This window comes from Aeromonas sp. QDB34, assembly GCF_027705405.1.
Lineage (GTDB): Bacteria > Pseudomonadota > Gammaproteobacteria > Enterobacterales > Aeromonadaceae > Aeromonas > Aeromonas hydrophila.
In genome coordinates, this window is sequence record NZ_JAPDBT010000011.1 from 96,297 (window position 1) to 111,528 (window position 15,232).

A 15,232-nucleotide genomic window follows, 5' to 3' on the forward strand; every position below is an offset into this window, starting at 1 on the left:
ACCGACTCTCGGCATAAAAAAACGCAGCCAACTGGCTGCGTTTTTTATTTGATGACCTTCAGGGTCGGACGACCGCTCGGACGCGGCGGTTCCGGCTCAGGTTCCACCGGCGCCTCGGCTTGCTCCAGCCAAAGATCATAACCCGGCTCGGGCGGGAACAGGGTACCCACGCCGTTTTCCCGGGCATGGATGGCCAATACGGCCGCCATCGGGATGTAAACCTGCTGGGAGACCCCACCAAAACGGGCGCTGAAGCTGATGGCCTCATTGTCCATGTGGAACTGCCCTACCGCACGGGGGGCGATGTTCAGCACTATCTGTCCATCCTGGACAAACTGCATCGGCACCATCACATGAGGGATGTTGACGTTGACCACCAGATGCGGGGTCAGGTCATTGTCCAGCAACCAGTCGAAGAACGCCCGCAGCAGGTACGGGCGACTGGGTGTCATTGTCGGTTCCATGCTCATACGCCGGCACGGATCTCGCGCTCGGCTTCAGTCAGGGAAGCCTGGAAAGACTCGCGCTCGAACAGACGAACCATGTAGGCCTTCAGCTCTTTGGCGCCACGACCGGTGAAGTCGATGCCGAGGCTCGGCAGACGCCACAGCAGCGGGGCCATGTAGCAGTCGACCAGGCCAAACTCTTCGCTCATGAAATAGGGCATTTCACCGAAGATCGGCGCGATGGCCAGCAGGTTGTCCCGCAGTTCGGCACGTGCCGCATCCACGTCGGTACCCGCCATGATCTTGTCGGCCAGAGAATACCAGTCCAGCTCGATACGATGCATCATCAGACGGCTGTTGCCGCGGGCCACAGGGTAGACCGGCATCAGGGGCGGGTGCGGGAAGCGCTCGTCCAGATATTCCATGATGATGCGTGAGGTGTACAACGCCAGCTCGCGATCGACCAGAGTCGGTACGGTGTTGTAGGGGTTCAGCTCGGCCAGCTCATCCGGCAGGTTGCTTGGGTCAACCTGGCAGATATCTACGCTAACACCCTTCTCCGCCAGGACAATGCGCACCTGATGGCTGAACATATCGTTGGCACCGGAAAACAGCGTCATTACCGAACGCTTATTGGCAGCTACAGCCATTGAACCCTCCCGTCATTAAAAAGCAGAAACGGCAATGAAGCCTCTTGGTCTTCATTGCCGTGCATTATATTACCCGGATCTGGTCGCTTAGTGAACGTCGCGCCAGAATTCCTTCTTCAACAGCACAGTGAAGATGAAGAAGATCACGATGAAGCCAAGTACCCAGAAGCCCATGCGTTCGCGCTCCTGTTGTACCGGTTCAGCCGAGTAGACCAAGAAGTTTACCAGATCCAGTACCGTCTGATCATACTCTTCGTTATTCATTTCACCGTTGCCGTCAGATTTGACACTGACAACCTGCTGAACTTCCACTCCGTCGACGGTGTGGGTCGCGAACTCGGCGCGGGGCGTGCCTTGCAGCGGCTCTAGTACATGGGGCATGCCCACGGACGGGAATACCACGTTGTTCACGCCAAACGGACGGGTCTCATCCACGTAGAAGGAGCGCAGGTAGGTGTAAATCCAGTCGGCACCACGCACCCGGGCAACCAGCGTCAGGTCGGGGGGCGGGGCGCCAAACCATTTGGCCGCATCCTTGTCCGGCACCGAGTTTTCCATCAGATCGCCGATCTTGGCACCATTGACGATCAGGTTGGCCGCCATCAGATCTTCCGGAATACCGATGTCTGCCGCCACCCGGTTGTAACGCTGGTACTGGGTGCTGTGACAGCCAAAGCAGTAGTTCATGAAGGTGGCCGCACCACGCTGCAACGACGCCTTGTCGTTCAGGTCGTAGTTCGCCTTGTCCAGGTGCACAGCCCCGGTGTTGGCAAACACCAGCGACGGCAGCAGGGTCAGCACTGCAAAAATTATTCTTTTCATTTAAATGTCACCCTCTCCGGCAGCGGCTTGGTGCTTTCATTCTTGCTGTAGAAGAACAACAGGACGAAGAACCCGAAATAACCCAGGGTACAGATCTGGGCGATCAGCGTCAGGGTCGGAGTCGATGGCAAGACGCCGAGCACCCCGAGAATGATGAAGCAGACCACGAACTGGGCGATGTTCAGTTTGTGCAGGGTACTGCGATAACGCACCGAACGTACCTTGCAGCGATCCAGCCAGGGCAGCAGGAAGAGCACCACGATGGAGAGCCCCATCATGATGACGCCCAGCAGCTTGTCAGGCACCGCCCGCAAGATGGCGTAGAAGGGGGTGAAATACCAGACTGGGGCAATGTGTGCCGGGGTCTTCAGACCATTGGCCACTTCAAAGTTCGGCTTCTCGAGGAAATAACCCCACATGTCCGGCTTGAAGAAGATGATGGCGCAGAACAGGAACAGGAAGCCTGCGACCCCGATCATGTCCTTGACGGTGAAGTAGGGGTGGAATGCCACCGCATCCAGCGGCCAGCCGTTCTCGTCCTTGTGCTTCTTGATGTCGATGCCGTCCGGGTTGTTGGAACCCACTTCGTGCAGCGCCAGGATGTGCATGGCAACCAGCATCACCAGTACCAGCGGCAGGGCGATGACGTGCAGTGCGAAGAAGCGGTTCAGGGTAGCGCCGGAGATGACGTAGTCACCGCGGATCCACAGGGTCAGATCGTCACCGATGACCGGAATGGCACCAAACAGCGAGATGATGACCTGGGCCCCCCAGAATGACATCTGGCCCCACGGCAGCAGATAGCCCATGAAGGCTTCCGCCATCAGGCAGAGGAAGATCAACATGCCGAAGATCCACAGCAGCTCGCGCGGCTTCTGGTAGGAGCCGTAGATCATGCCGCGGAACATGTGCAGATAGACCACGATGAAGAACGCAGACGCGCCGGTGGAGTGCATGTAGCGCAGCAACCAGCCGTAGTCCACATCCCGCATGATGTACTCGACGGAGGCGAAGGCACCTTCGGCGGAGGGGTTGTAGTTCATGGTCAGCCAGATACCCGTGATGATCTGGTTGACCAGCACCAGCATGGCGAGCGAGCCAAAGAAGTACCAGAAGTTCAGGTTCTTGGGCGCCGGGTACTTGGCCATGTGATCGTTGTACATGGCAGTGAGCGGAAAGCGGTAGTCAATCCAGCCCATCAGTTTGGCAAACATGGTCAGGCCTCCTTGCCATCGGCACCGACCAGGATGGTGGTGTCGCTAAGATATTTGTACGGCGGAATGACCAGGTTCAAGGGTGCTGGCACCCCCTGGAACACTCGACCAGCCATGTCGAACTTGGAGCCATGACAGGGGCAGAAGAAGCCTGAGGTCACACCCTGCACCTGCTCGCCAAAGCTGTCCGGCAGATAGGAGGGGGAGCAGCCCAGATGAGTGCAGATACCGACGGCCACGAAGATCTCCGGCTTGATGGATCTGTAACCGTTGTGGGCATAGTCGGGTTGCTGGGGCTCGTCGGAAGCCGGATCGCGCAACTTGTCGTCGTGCGCGGCCAGGGCATCCAGCGTCTGCTTGGTGCGTTTCACCACCCAGACCGGCTTGCCTCGCCACTCAACACGGATGAGCTGGCCTGGTTCCAACTTACTGATATCCACTTCGACCGGAGCACCCGCCGCTTTGGCTTTGGCACTCGGGTTCCATGACTTAATAAACGGCACTGCGGTAAAAGCAGCTCCTACCCCACCAACGGCGACCGTTGACCAGGTAAGAAATCTGCGGCGACCGGTATCAACTGGCGCATTGCTCATCCAAAAACTCTCCCATGTGGACTCCGCACATTCTTATTGTGTCCCTGTTCCCCTTTCTTCCGTGACAACAGCGGCGGAAGCGGAGTTACAATTGTCACAGAAAAACCGAGGGAATTTTAAAGAAAAGATAACAACTTGACAAGAAAGAGAAGCGAAGGTCAAAAACAATAAATACACAATTTTTTGTCTTTTGTGACGTGGTGTTAGCAATACCGTTGGTAATATTACCAATAAAAAAAGCCTGGCACATGGCCAGGCTTTTTTGACACTCGTGAGAGTGCGTACCAAAAGCGAATTAACGCTTGGAGTACTGCGGACGCTTACGAGCTTTGTGCAGACCGACTTTCTTACGCTCAACCTTACGGGCATCGCGAGTAACAAAGCCTGCTTTACGCAGTTCGGAACGCAGGGTTTCATCGTACTGCATCAGAGCACGAGTGATACCGTGGCGGATCGCACCAGCTTGACCGGAGATGCCACCACCGTTAACGGTGATGTACAGGTCCAGTTTCTCGGTCATCTCAACCAGTTCCAGCGGTTGACGAACTACCATGCGGGCAGTCGGACGGCCGAAGTACTGCTCCAGGGAGCGCTGGTTGATTACGATTTTACCGCTACCCGCTTTGATAAATACGCGAGCAGTGGAGCTTTTGCGACGGCCGGTACCGTAGTATTGATTTTCTGCCATTGTTGCCAGTTCCCGTTAGATATCCAGTACTTGAGGTTGCTGAGCAGCATGAGCGTGCTCGGCGCCTGCGTAAACTTTCAGCTTACGGAACATGGCACGGCCCAGCGGACCCTTCGGCAGCATGCCTTTGACGGCAGCTTCGATTACCATTTCCGGTTTACGCTGAATCAGCTTGTCGAAGCTGATGGACTTGATACCACCCGGGAAACCGGAGTGAGCATGGTACATTTTGTCGGTAAATTTCTTACCGGTTACGTGTACCTTCTCAGCGTTTACAACGATGATGTAATCACCGGTGTCAACGTGCGGAGTGTACTCAGCTTTGTGCTTACCACGCAGACGAGCAGCGATCTCGGTTGCGATACGACCCAGAGTTTTACCTTCTGCGTCCACAATGTACCAGTCACGTTTTACGGTTTCTGGCTTGGCAACGAAAGTTTTCATTAAGTTAAACCCAATTACCTGTTACAGACCCAATTGCTTATGGGGGCTCTCCCACAAACAACAAACGATGGCCTACCTGTACCCCTTCGAATACAAGTAAAGCTTAAAGTGTTGCTGTCTTATCGACAGCTGTAACGTGGGCCGGGCGATTATAAGTGAAGTTGCCTTAAATATCACCTGCTAATTTCACTGCCATGAAGCTAGCAAATGTCGCCCGGCCCTACCTGCCGCAGATGCCCATCCGACTGGCAGGCGCGGTATTGTGACTAAGGAAGGTGCACTCTGGCAAGGTATTCGTGCGATTGCATTTCCTGAAGCCGTGAAAGACAACGTTTGAACTCGAAATTCAGCAGCCCGTTGCCATAGAGTTCCTGCATCGGCACCGCCGCCGATATGATCAGCTTGACGTGCCGCTCATAGAACTCGTCCACCATGGCGATGAAGCGGCGCGCCGCGTCATCCGTGCCCGCCCCCATTGGCTGCACATTGGCCAGCAAGACGGTATGGAACAGCCTGGCCAGCTCGATATAGTCGTTCTGGGAGCGGGGAGTACAGCAAAGTTGCTCGAATTCCATATAGAGCACACCTTCTCCCATCCCCAGCGACGTCAGCTGACGGTGATTGATCTCGACACTGCCCGCCCGGGCCTCTTCCAGCCCGGTTAACTGTCCAAAATAACGATCCAGATTGGATTTTGCCTGCTGATCCAGCGGGAAGTGATAAATCTCCGCCTGCTCCAGCGTGCGCAGGCGATAGTCGGTGCCGCCGTCCACGTTAAGTATCTCGCAATGGCGCTCGATGAGTGCAATCGCCGGTAGAAAACGGGCGCGCTGCAACCCATTTCGATACAAATCCTGCGGCGGTATGTTCGAAGTCGCCACCAGCACCACTCCATGGCCGAACAACTCCTGAAACAGCGTTCCCAATAACATGGCGTCGGTGATGTCGGAGACAAAAAACTCGTCGAAGCAGATGACGTCGGTTTCGCCGGCCAGCTTGCTGGCGATCAGCTTGAGCGGATCAGCCTGACCGGTCAGCCCCTTGAGCTCATCGTGCACCCGGTGCATGAAACGGTGGAAGTGAATGCGCAGCTTGCGCTCTCCCGACAGGCTGTCGAAAAAAGTATCCATCAGCCAGGTCTTGCCTCTGCCCACTCCGCCCCACATATATAGACCCAGGATGGGCGCGCGGGGTTTCGGCTTTTGCAGCCAGCCCAGCAGGCCACGGGATCTGGTCGGAGTCGGGGTTTGGCACAAATCCTGATAGAGTCGCTCCAGACGGGCCACTGCCATCGCCTGAGCGGAGTCGGCCACGAAGCCGGGGCGCTGCAAATCCTGCTGATACTTTTGCTGCGGGGTCATCCTGTCGATTGCCTTCAAGTCCCTGAATGAAGGACAAAATGGTATCACGCTCTCGGGGTGCACGGTATAGTGCCATCAAGGCGTAGCGGCCGCTTTGGCCGCATCAACCCACATTGATTTAGCTGTAACAAGGAGCATCTATGAGTCTGTTAAACGGGATCCTGCTGGCTGTCGCCGCCTTGATTATCGGTGTCATCATCGGCCGCTTCACAGTGCGCAGCCGGGATGCTGGCCGTCTGGAACAAGAACTGAAGAAGGCTCACAAAGAACTGGAAAGCTACCAGGGCCAGATCAATACCCACTTCGCCGACAGCGCCGCCCTGATGGAGCAGTTGGCCGAGCAGTACCAGACCCTTTATCGCCATATGGCGGAGCAGAGCAAATTCCTGGCCAAGGCTCAGGAGCCGCTGTTCCGTGAAACCCTGCTCGACGAGAGCAGCGATGTCCCGGCCAATGAAGAACCGGGCGTACCACCCCGTGACTATGCAGGGGCCTCCGGCCTACTCAAACAGTCCAGTTAGTTCCCTGCGGAACTAATTGTGCGGTAGCGTGGTCAGACCTTGACGATTGCATTGCAACTTTTTCTGGGAGCTGTTTTTCATATGCGTAAACCTCTTTCTGTGCTCAGTGTGTTAGCCCTCAGTGTCGGTATCGCCATGTCTGCGGCCCCTGTACAGGCTGCACTGCCCTCTCTGCTGGCGAACAATCAGGAGATGCCAAGCCTGGCGCCGGTGCTCGAGCAGGTCACTCCTGCCGTGGTCAACATTTCAGTCTCCGGCAAGAAGATCACCCGCCAGCGTCTGCCGGAACAGTTCCGTTTCTTCTTCGGTCCCAACATGCCCGACGAGCAGGTGAGCGAGCAGCCCTTCCAGGCGCTCGGCTCCGGCGTCATCATCGATGCCAAGAAGGGCTACGTGATCACCAACGCCCACGTGGTGCACGAGGCGGACGAGATCAAGGTCAACCTGAAGGATGGCCGTGAATACGCTGCCAAGAAGATCGGCGAGGACAAGCAGTCCGACATCGCACTGCTGCAAATCAAGGCTGAGGATCTGGTGCAGATCAAGTTTGCCGACTCCGACGAACTGCGGGTCGGTGACTATGCGCTGGCCATCGGCAACCCGTTCGGCCTCGGCCAGACCGTCACCTCCGGCATCGTCAGTGCGCTCGGCCGCAGCGGCCTCAACATCGAAAATCTGGAAAACTTCATTCAGACCGATGCGGCCATCAACTCCGGCAACTCAGGTGGTGCCCTGCTCAACCTGCGCGGCGAGCTGATCGGCATCAACACCGCCATCCTGGGACCGAACGGCGGCAACATCGGCATCGGCTTCGCCATTCCGTCCAACATGGTGCGCGACCTGTCCGAGCAGATCGTGAAATACGGTGAAGTGCGCCGCGGCCAGCTGGGCATCACCGGCACCGAGCTCACCTCCGAAATCGCCAAGACCTTCGGCTACAACAAGAAGGATGGCGCCTTCGTCAACCAAGTGATGCCTGACTCCGCCGCCGCCAAGGCGGGCATCAAGGCCGGCGACATCATCATCAGCATCGATGGCAAGGCCATCCGCTCGTTTGGTGAACTGCGCGCCAAGATCGCCACCATGGGGGCTGACAAGCAGGTTGCTCTGGGCCTCATCCGCGATGGCAAGGAGCAGACCGTCAAGGTCACGCTGAAGAAGGCGGATGACAGCGAGATCCTGGCCAGCGCCCTGCACCCGGCACTGGAAGGGGCCAAGCTGAGCACCACCGCCGAGCCGGTGACCGGCGTGGCCGTGGCCGACATCGATCCGCGCTCGCCTGCCGCCGCTTCCGGCCTGCAGAAGGGTGACATCATCATCGGGGTCAACCGCCTGCGCATCAACTCGCTGGAAGAGCTGAGCAAGGCGTTGAAGAACAAGCCGGATGTGCTGGCGCTGAACATCCAGCGCGGGGAATCCTCCCTCTATCTGGTGATCCGTTAACTCCCTCTCACCCGCGGCCCTCGCCGCGGGTGATTTTTATCCACCGATAGTGTTATTCTCTGCGCGCTGTATGTACGGATGAGAATGACATGAAAATCCCCCCTCTAGTCAGTTACTTGGGCAAGTCTGTCGGCTTCGGTCTCACCGTGGCGGCTCTTCTGTTGCTGCTGTTTCCCAATTTCCGTGGCGGGGCCCAGCTGCCCGGCCTCATCACCAATGCCCGTGAACTGAGTTTCTCCTACGCCGCCCACCGCGCCGGGCCGGCAGTCGTCAACATCTATACCCGCAGCTTCGCCCGCAACCAGGGCAATCAGGCCGAACTCAGGCCGCAGGGGCTCGGCTCCGGCGTCATCATGAGCCAGCGTGGCCACGTGCTGACCAACTATCACGTCATCGCCGACGCGGACCAGATCATCGTTGCGCTGCAGGATGGGCGGGTATTCAGCGCCGAGCTGGTTGGCTCCGATCAGCTGACCGATCTGGCGGTGCTCTACATCGAGTCGGACAATCTGCCGGTGATCCCGCAGGATCCGGAGCGCCTGCCCGACGTGGGTGACGTGGTGCTCGCCATCGGCAACCCCTACAACGTCGGCCAGACCATCACCCAGGGCATCATCAGCGCCACCGGCCGCATCGGCCTCTCCAGCATGGGCCCGGACAGTAACGGCCGGCAGGATCTGCTGCAGACCGACGCCGCCATCAACGAGGGCAACTCGGGGGGCGCCCTGGTCAACGCCCGCGGCGATCTGGTGGGCATCAACACCGCCGCCTACCACCTCAACGGCAACCAGGAAAGCTACGGCATCAGCTTCGCCATCCCCTACAAGCTGGCCAAACGCATCATGGATGAGCTGATCGCCAACGGCCGGGTGATCCGCGGCTACCTCGGCATCTCCAGCGTCGAGATCAACCCCATCGTCGCCCGCATGATGAACCTGGGCGACCTGCGCGGCCTGGTGGTGGAGAGCCTGGATCCCAACGGTCCGGCCACCAGAGGCGGGTTGAAGCGAGGCGATGTGCTGCTCAAGATCAACGGCGAAGCCATCAGCGGCGTACGTACCGCCATGGACAAGATCGTCGAGAGCCGGCCGGGCACCAAGCTCACCATCTCGGTGATCCGTGACGGCAAGCCGCTGGAGGTGGAGGTCACCATCGAAGAGGATCTGCGCTACCAGAACCGGGCCAGCGCGAGCGCCGCCACCGCCAGCTGATATCCCGCCAATACTCTTTAACAGGGGCGGTAAACCGCCCCTGCTTGCTTCCCCCGTACTCCCCCCATCCGTGAGGCGACTCACAGTTTCCAGCAAGCCTGCTCGGCCCGGCTCGACGGGCCAAGTGCGCCCTCGATCACACAAAGTCGGCCCCGATAGCAGCCCTTTGCCCCTCCACCCCACAAAAATCACCGTTTTCAGCCCAAGCGTGCGGGAATTTCCGCTTCGAATCGGAAAAACAGTGCCTCCTCTCTCCTCTACTGCCGGCTTAGGGTAACGCTATCCCTTCTGCCAGCCTTGGAGAGCAGACCTTGCACACAGAGACCCATGACCAGAACCTGACCCCGGACAGCCCACCGTTGCTGCGCCAGACCGACCACACGCTGGCGCGCATCCACACCCTGCTCGGCGAGCAGGGCATCCGTCCCAACGAGGTACAGCGGCAAATGCTGGCCTCCCACGTCAAAGCCATGGTGTGGCGCTCCTACAGCGGTGAGTCGCTGCCGGAGGTCGATCTCAGCCTGTTCGAGGAGATCTCCCCCCTCTCCCTGCGCCTGGCGGAACAGGTCGTCGCCTGGCTGGACAAGCTGGCCTATGAAGAGGCCCATCTGCTGTCCGTCCATTTCGAAGTTGCCAAAGAAAACGAACTCAGCTCAGTGAAAGGAGAAAGCTAAATGACAGCCATCAAACTCGTGATCGGTGATCGACTCGGCAAGGGTCAGAAAGTGGGAGCAGGCGCGGAAACCGCCGGTGCCAGCGTGACCATCATCCCCGGCATGGCCGCCGACATGAAGCTCGGTGACGTGATGAACAAGGAGCAGGCGGATCTCGGCATCTCCTTCTGCGGCAGCGGCGGTGCCGGTGCCATCACGGCGCAGACCAAGTACGGCTACAAGTGCCGCTACGGCATGCGCTCCATCGAAGAGGGCGTCACCGCCATCAACGAAGGCTGCGTGGTGCTGGGCTTCGGCTTCATGGACAAGGAAGAGCTGGGTCAGAAGCTGATCGAAGCCTTCGCCAAGAAACACGGACGCGCCTGATGAAAGAGGACTTCACCACCCAGGTCATGGTCAACGGCAAGGGGCCGACTCGCCAGCAGGCGTTCGCCGCCGCCCTCAGCCAGGTGCAGCCAACGCTGCTCAAGGACAACCCGCGGGTGATGCTGCGCATCGAGCCGCTCGAGGTGCAGGTGCTCAAGGCCGAAGAGTCGGTCCGGGTGGAGAAGTTCCTGTTCTTCTTCCTGCCGCGCCAGCGCCGCGAATTCCGGGTCCAGCTGGCGATCACGGTCAAGGTCACCAGCCTGGATGCCGAGCAAGTGACGTTCACCCTGGTGTGACGCAGCCCGCGGGTACTACCCCACAAGAAGGATACGTTGGATGTTTCTAATCATATTTATCAAGTCACTCATCATCGGCGGCCTGGTAGGCGTCGGGGTGGGGGCCGGCGCGGCACGGATGTTCCATGCGCCGACCGTACAGGGCATGGGCGCCTTCCGTACCCTGGGTGAGCTCAACTCCTGCGAAGGGGACCCCGCCTCCCACTTCTCGTTTGGTCTCGGCTTCTTCTTCAACGCCTGGGCTTCCACCGTGGCAGCCGGCGCCTTCACCCAGGATGTGGATCACCGCATCATTCCGCACTGGGCCACGGCGGCACTGCTGTTCAAGAACCGGGATCTCGCCACCACCCTGCACGACCCGAAGAAGATGGCCATTGCCGGCGGCATCATAGGTGCCATCGTGGTCGCCTTCCTCAACAGCACGGCCGCCGCCGTACCGGCCGCATTGCAGGTCACCGCGGTCAAGGTGCTGGTACCGGCTGCCAACCTGCTGGTCAACACCGTCATGCCGGTGATCTTCTGGCTGGCCGCCATCGAGGCGGGCAAGAAGTCCGGTTTCTGGGCCACCATCTTCGGCGGTCTGGCCCAGCTCATCATGGGCAACGCGGTACCGGGCCTGGTGCTCGGCATCCTGATCGGCAAGGGCGTGGAAGAGAGCGGCTGGAACCATGTCACCAAGGTGATGATGGCAGCCATCGTCCTGCTGTTCGTGCTGAGCGGTTTCTTCCGCGGCTTCGACATGAAACTCATCGAGTCCTTCCATCTGGGGGTTCCCCTGTGGCTGGAAAACGTCCATAACCTGCTGAGCGGCAAATAAGGGGTCACACCGTGGATGAGAAACTGAAAAACAACTTCTGGTACGCCGACTGGTCCTTCCCCATCTTTGTCGGCCTGCTGTCGGCCGGGGTCTTCGCCGGTACCCACATGTTCTACCTGTACGGGGTCGGCGCCTTCAACGAGGTGGCCTTCGTCGCCATGCTCAAGGCCGGCATGGACACCGGTGCCTATGGTGCGGTGGCGGCTTTCGGCGCCAGCTTCCTGTTTGCCCGCATCATCGAGGGCTCCCTGGTGGGGATCCTGGATATCGGCGGCGCCATCCAGACCGGGGTCGGCCTCGGCGTGCCCGCCCTGCTGCTGGGGGCCGGCATCGTCTATCCGGTGGAGAACTTCGGTGCCTCGCTGGCAACCGGCATGGGGATTGGTCTGGCCATCGGCTACGTGATCATCCTGGCGCGCAAGTTCACCATCAATCAGAGCAACTCCACCTACGGCGCAGACGTCATGATGGGGGCTGGCAACAGCTCGGGCCGCTTCCTCGGCCCCTTAATCATCCTCTCCGCCATGGGCGCCTCGATTCCGATCGGCATCGGCTCTCTGCTGGGTGCGCTGCTGTTCTACGTGTGGGGCAAGCCCATCACCGGCGGTGCCATCCTGGGGGCCATGCTGCTCGGTACCTTCTTCCCGGTTGCGCTTGCATAACCATCCGCCGCCCTGCGGGGCGGCGCTCGAGAGGCCATCTAGCATGTACGACATCATCATCAGAGCGGGGCGCCAGGGAGATGGCCAGCTCGTCGATATCGCCATCCAGCAGGGCAAGATAGCCGCCCTCGGCTCCCTGCCGGAGACGGCAGCGGCGCGGCAGATCCTGGAGCTCGGCGGCCGGGTGCATGTGAGCGCCGGCTGGATCGACGGCCACACCCACTGCTACCCCGCCTCCCCCATCTATCACGATGAGCCGGACAAGGTGGGCGTGGAGTCAGGCGTCACCACCGTCATCGACGCCGGCAGCACCGGGGCCGACGACGTGGATGACTTCCAACGTCTCGCCGCCGGCTGCAAGACCCGGGTGCATGCCCTGCTCAACATCTCCCGCATCGGCCTGCTGCGCCAGAACGAGCTGGCCGACAGCCGGGACCTCGACATGGATCTCGCCTCGGCGGCCATTGCCCGCCACCCCGGCTTCATCGTCGGCATCAAGGCGCGGATGAGCGGCAGCGTGGTGGGTGAGAACGGCCTGCAACCACTGCGCATGGCCAAGGCGCTACAACAGGTCCACGGCCAGCTGCCGCTGATGGTACACGTGGGCAACACGCCGCCGGATCTGGACGAGATCGTCGCCCTGCTGGGCGATGGCGATCTGCTGACCCACTGCTTCAACGGCAAGCCCAACCGCATCCTGACCCCGGCCGGCGAACTGCGCCAGGCGGTGCGTGAGGCAATGCAACGGGGCCTCTTGCTCGACATCGGTCACGGCGGCGCCAGCTTCAGCTTCGAGGTGGCGGAGCTGGCCATTGCCCAGGGGATCCTGCCCCGCACCATCAGCTCCGACATCTACTGCAAGAACCGCATCAAAGGGCCTGTCTACAGCCTGGCCCACGTGATGTCGAAATTTCTCGCCATCGGCATGACGCTGGAGCAGGTGATCGCCTGCGTCACCCACCATGCCGCCGATGCCCTGCGTCTGCCCGGCAAGGGGCGACTCGAGGTGGGCGCCGCTGCCGATCTGACCCTGTTCGAGGTGAGCAGCGGCCCCACCCTCTTTACCGATACCGAAGCCGGCGCCCGCAATGGCGATCGGCAGTTGCTGCCCCTCGCCGCCCTGGTCGGTGGCGAACTGGTTCTGACTCACTATGGGAAATCACACCATGCCTTCTGTGTATGAGAAATATCAGCTCAAACCGGTGATCAACGCCTCCGGGCGCATGACCATTCTCGGCGTCTCCACCCCCGAACAGGAGGTGGTCGACGCGGTCAACTTCGGCCTCGGTCACTACTTCGAGGTGAAGGATCTGGTCAACAAGACCGGCGCCTACCTGGCCGGCTTGCTGGACGTGGAAGATGCGGTGGTGGTCTCCTGCGCCAGCGCCGGCATCGCCCAGTCGGTGGCCGCAGTGATCGTGCGCGGCGACCCCTACCGCCTCGAGCAGTTGCACGCCCATGCCCACGATGTGCCGAGCGAAATCGTGCTGCCCAAGGGGCACAACGTCAACTTCGGCGCCCCGGTCGGCACCATGGTCAACCTGGGTGGCGGCAAGGTGGTGGAGGCCGGCTACGCCAACGAGTGCTCTGCCGCCCAGCTGGCCGCCGCCATCAATGCCAGTACCGCCGCCATCCTCTACATCAAGTCCCACCATTGCGTGCAGAAGAGCATTCTGTCGGTGGCCGAGGCAGCCGAGGTGGCCAAAGCCCACGGGCTCCCGCTCATCGTCGATGCGGCGGCCGAGGAAGATCTGCGTCTCTACTACAACCTGGGCGCGGATCTGGTCATCTACAGCGGCGCCAAGGCCATTGAAGGGCCCACCAGCGGGCTGGTGCTCGGCAAGCGCCAGTACGTGGAGTGGGTCAAGCAGCAGGCCAACGGCATCGGCCGTGCCATGAAGGTGGGCAAGGAGGGGATCCTCGGCCTCACCCACGCCATCGAGCGTTATCTGGCCAAAGAGAAGGAGAGCGGCGCCGCCATGGTCGCCAAGATGACCCCCTTCATCGAGCGCCTCAATCAGCTGCCCGGCGTCAGCGCCAAGGTAGTGTGGGACAGCGCGGGGCGCGACATCGCCCGCACCGACATCGCCTTCGACCACCAGCAGATCGGCATGACCACAGTGCAGGTCGTCAGCCGTCTCCAGCAGGGCACACCTGCCATCTACTGCCGCGGCTACAAGGCCAACGAGGGGCACATCGAGATAGACGTGCGCAGCGTCACCGTGCCCCAGCTCGACCAGATCCACTCCGCCATTGCCCACCTCGTTCAGGAGAACAACTGATGTCTCTTACTCCCAATTACTACCGCGATCGGGTCTGCCTCAACGTGCTGGCCGGCTCCCGACAGAATGCCGTCGACATTTATGAGGCCGCCGAGGGCCATGTGCTGGTCGGCGTGCTCTCCAAAAACTACCCGGATGTGCCCTCCGCCGTCGCTGACATGCAGGCCTACGCCAAGCTTATCGACAACGCCCTCTCCATCGGGCTGGGGGCCGGCGATCCGCGCCAGTCCGCCATGGTGGCCGAGCTGGCTCGCCAGCTGCAGCCCCAGCACGTCAACCAGGTGTTCACCGGGGTCGGCGCCAGCCGGGCACTGCTCGGCCAGTCTGACACCCTCGTTAATGGCCTTGTCTCCCCCACCGGCACGCCGGGGATGGTGAAGATCTCCACTGGTCCCCTGAGTAGCCAGCAGCCTGACGGCATCGTCCCCATCGACACCGCCATCGCCCTGCTCAAGGACATGGGCGGCAGCTCGGTCAAGTTCTTCCCCATGGGCGGGCTGACCTGCCGCGCCGAGTATCAGGCGGTGGCCGAGGCCTGTGCCCGCCACGGCTTCTGGCTGGAGCCCACCGGCGGCATCGATCTCGACAACTTTGAGGAGATAGTGCGGATTGCGCTGGATGCCGGGGTCGAGAAGGTGATCCCCCACATCTACAGCTCCATCATCGACAGCGCGAGCGGTCAGACCCGTCCCGAGGACGTGCGTACCCTGCTGGCCACGGTGAAGCGGTTGCTGGCCTGACA

Annotated in this window: 19 protein-coding genes; 11 read left to right on the forward strand and 8 right to left on the reverse strand. The window is 60.4% G+C overall.

The genetic code is table 11. From position 1 onward, the window contains the following. Nucleotides 1-44: 44 nt before the first annotated feature. The 8 genes from OKC29_RS15470 to zapE form a co-directional block, all read right to left on the reverse strand. The gene (locus tag OKC29_RS15470; RefSeq protein ID WP_017409380.1) at nt 45-470 is read right to left on the reverse strand and encodes a ClpXP protease specificity-enhancing factor; all 426 of its coding nucleotides are present in this window, start codon (nt 468-470) and stop codon (nt 45-47) included. Further along, complete coding sequence (gene sspA, locus OKC29_RS15475) at nt 467-1,096, reverse strand: stringent starvation protein SspA (RefSeq protein WP_011707594.1); 630 nt, start codon at nt 1,094-1,096, stop codon at nt 467-469. Before sspA ends, OKC29_RS15470 begins: the two co-directional genes overlap by 4 nt. 87 nt (nt 1,097-1,183) lie before the next feature. Further along, the gene (locus tag OKC29_RS15480; protein ID WP_011707595.1) at nt 1,184-1,918 is read right to left on the reverse strand and encodes a cytochrome c1; all 735 of its coding nucleotides are present in this window, start codon (nt 1,916-1,918) and stop codon (nt 1,184-1,186) included. Beyond that, nucleotides 1,915-3,132, reverse strand: coding sequence for a cytochrome b (locus OKC29_RS15485; RefSeq protein WP_011707596.1), 1,218 nt, complete (start codon nt 3,130-3,132; stop codon nt 1,915-1,917). Before OKC29_RS15485 ends, OKC29_RS15480 begins: the two co-directional genes overlap by 4 nt. Nucleotides 3,133-3,134: 2 nt before the next feature. Beyond that, the gene (petA, locus tag OKC29_RS15490; protein WP_011707597.1) at nt 3,135-3,725 is read right to left on the reverse strand and encodes a ubiquinol-cytochrome c reductase iron-sulfur subunit; all 591 of its coding nucleotides are present in this window, start codon (nt 3,723-3,725) and stop codon (nt 3,135-3,137) included. A gap of 295 nt (nt 3,726-4,020) precedes the next feature. After that, the gene (gene rpsI, locus OKC29_RS15495; RefSeq protein WP_005336286.1) at nt 4,021-4,413 is read right to left on the reverse strand and encodes a 30S ribosomal protein S9; all 393 of its coding nucleotides are present in this window, start codon (nt 4,411-4,413) and stop codon (nt 4,021-4,023) included. 15 nt (nt 4,414-4,428) lie between these two features. After that, nucleotides 4,429-4,857, reverse strand: coding sequence for a 50S ribosomal protein L13 (gene rplM, locus OKC29_RS15500; RefSeq protein WP_005336289.1), 429 nt, complete (start codon nt 4,855-4,857; stop codon nt 4,429-4,431). A 266-nt stretch (nt 4,858-5,123) separates the two neighbouring features. Continuing rightward, on the reverse strand, nt 5,124-6,218 hold the full coding sequence (gene zapE, locus OKC29_RS15505; protein WP_073351972.1) for a cell division protein ZapE: 1,095 nt from the start codon (nt 6,216-6,218) through the stop codon (nt 5,124-5,126). Nucleotides 6,219-6,358: 140 nt separating this feature from the next. On the opposite strand from zapE, the gene OKC29_RS15510 reads away from it, so the two are divergent. From OKC29_RS15510 to dagF, 11 genes are all read left to right on the forward strand, one after another. Further along, entirely contained in the window at nt 6,359-6,739 is a 381-nt protein-coding gene (locus OKC29_RS15510; protein ID WP_011707599.1) for a YhcB family protein, read from the forward strand. An 81-nt stretch (nt 6,740-6,820) separates the two neighbouring features. After that, entirely contained in the window at nt 6,821-8,182 is a 1,362-nt protein-coding gene (locus OKC29_RS15515; protein ID WP_011707600.1) for a Do family serine endopeptidase, read from the forward strand. 89 nt (nt 8,183-8,271) lie between these two features. Further along, the gene (degS, locus tag OKC29_RS15520) at nt 8,272-9,393 is read left to right on the forward strand and encodes an outer membrane-stress sensor serine endopeptidase DegS (RefSeq protein ID WP_011707601.1); all 1,122 of its coding nucleotides are present in this window, start codon (nt 8,272-8,274) and stop codon (nt 9,391-9,393) included. Nucleotides 9,394-9,704: 311 nt separating this feature from the next. Beyond that, complete coding sequence (locus OKC29_RS15525; RefSeq protein WP_073351974.1) at nt 9,705-10,067, forward strand: transcriptional regulator; 363 nt, start codon at nt 9,705-9,707, stop codon at nt 10,065-10,067. After that, nucleotides 10,068-10,433: a glycine-rich SFCGS family protein gene (locus OKC29_RS15530; protein WP_011707603.1), complete on the forward strand. Its 366-nt coding sequence runs from the start codon at nt 10,068-10,070 to the stop codon at nt 10,431-10,433. Further along, nucleotides 10,433-10,729 carry a DUF4312 family protein gene (locus OKC29_RS15535; protein WP_029304679.1) on the forward strand — a complete coding sequence of 99 codons (297 nt, stop codon included), beginning with the start codon at nt 10,433-10,435 and terminating at the stop codon, nt 10,727-10,729. Before OKC29_RS15530 ends, OKC29_RS15535 begins: the two co-directional genes overlap by 1 nt. 40 nt (nt 10,730-10,769) lie before the next feature. Then, the gene (locus OKC29_RS15540; RefSeq protein WP_016352193.1) at nt 10,770-11,546 is read left to right on the forward strand and encodes a DUF4311 domain-containing protein; all 777 of its coding nucleotides are present in this window, start codon (nt 10,770-10,772) and stop codon (nt 11,544-11,546) included. 11 nt (nt 11,547-11,557) lie between these two features. Beyond that, nucleotides 11,558-12,208 (forward strand): DUF4310 family protein, encoded by a 651-nt coding sequence (locus OKC29_RS15545; RefSeq protein WP_011707606.1) that lies wholly within the window; start codon nt 11,558-11,560, stop codon nt 12,206-12,208. 43 nt (nt 12,209-12,251) lie between these two features. After that, entirely contained in the window at nt 12,252-13,391 is a 1,140-nt protein-coding gene (locus OKC29_RS15550) for an amidohydrolase/deacetylase family metallohydrolase (RefSeq protein WP_073351975.1), read from the forward strand. Beyond that, nucleotides 13,375-14,490: a DgaE family pyridoxal phosphate-dependent ammonia lyase gene (locus OKC29_RS15555; protein WP_073351976.1), complete on the forward strand. Its 1,116-nt coding sequence runs from the start codon at nt 13,375-13,377 to the stop codon at nt 14,488-14,490. Before OKC29_RS15550 ends, OKC29_RS15555 begins: the two co-directional genes overlap by 17 nt. Then, nucleotides 14,490-15,230: a 2-dehydro-3-deoxy-phosphogluconate aldolase gene (dagF, locus tag OKC29_RS15560; RefSeq protein ID WP_029302022.1), complete on the forward strand. Its 741-nt coding sequence runs from the start codon at nt 14,490-14,492 to the stop codon at nt 15,228-15,230. Before OKC29_RS15555 ends, dagF begins: the two co-directional genes overlap by 1 nt. Nucleotides 15,231-15,232: the final 2 nt, after the last annotated feature.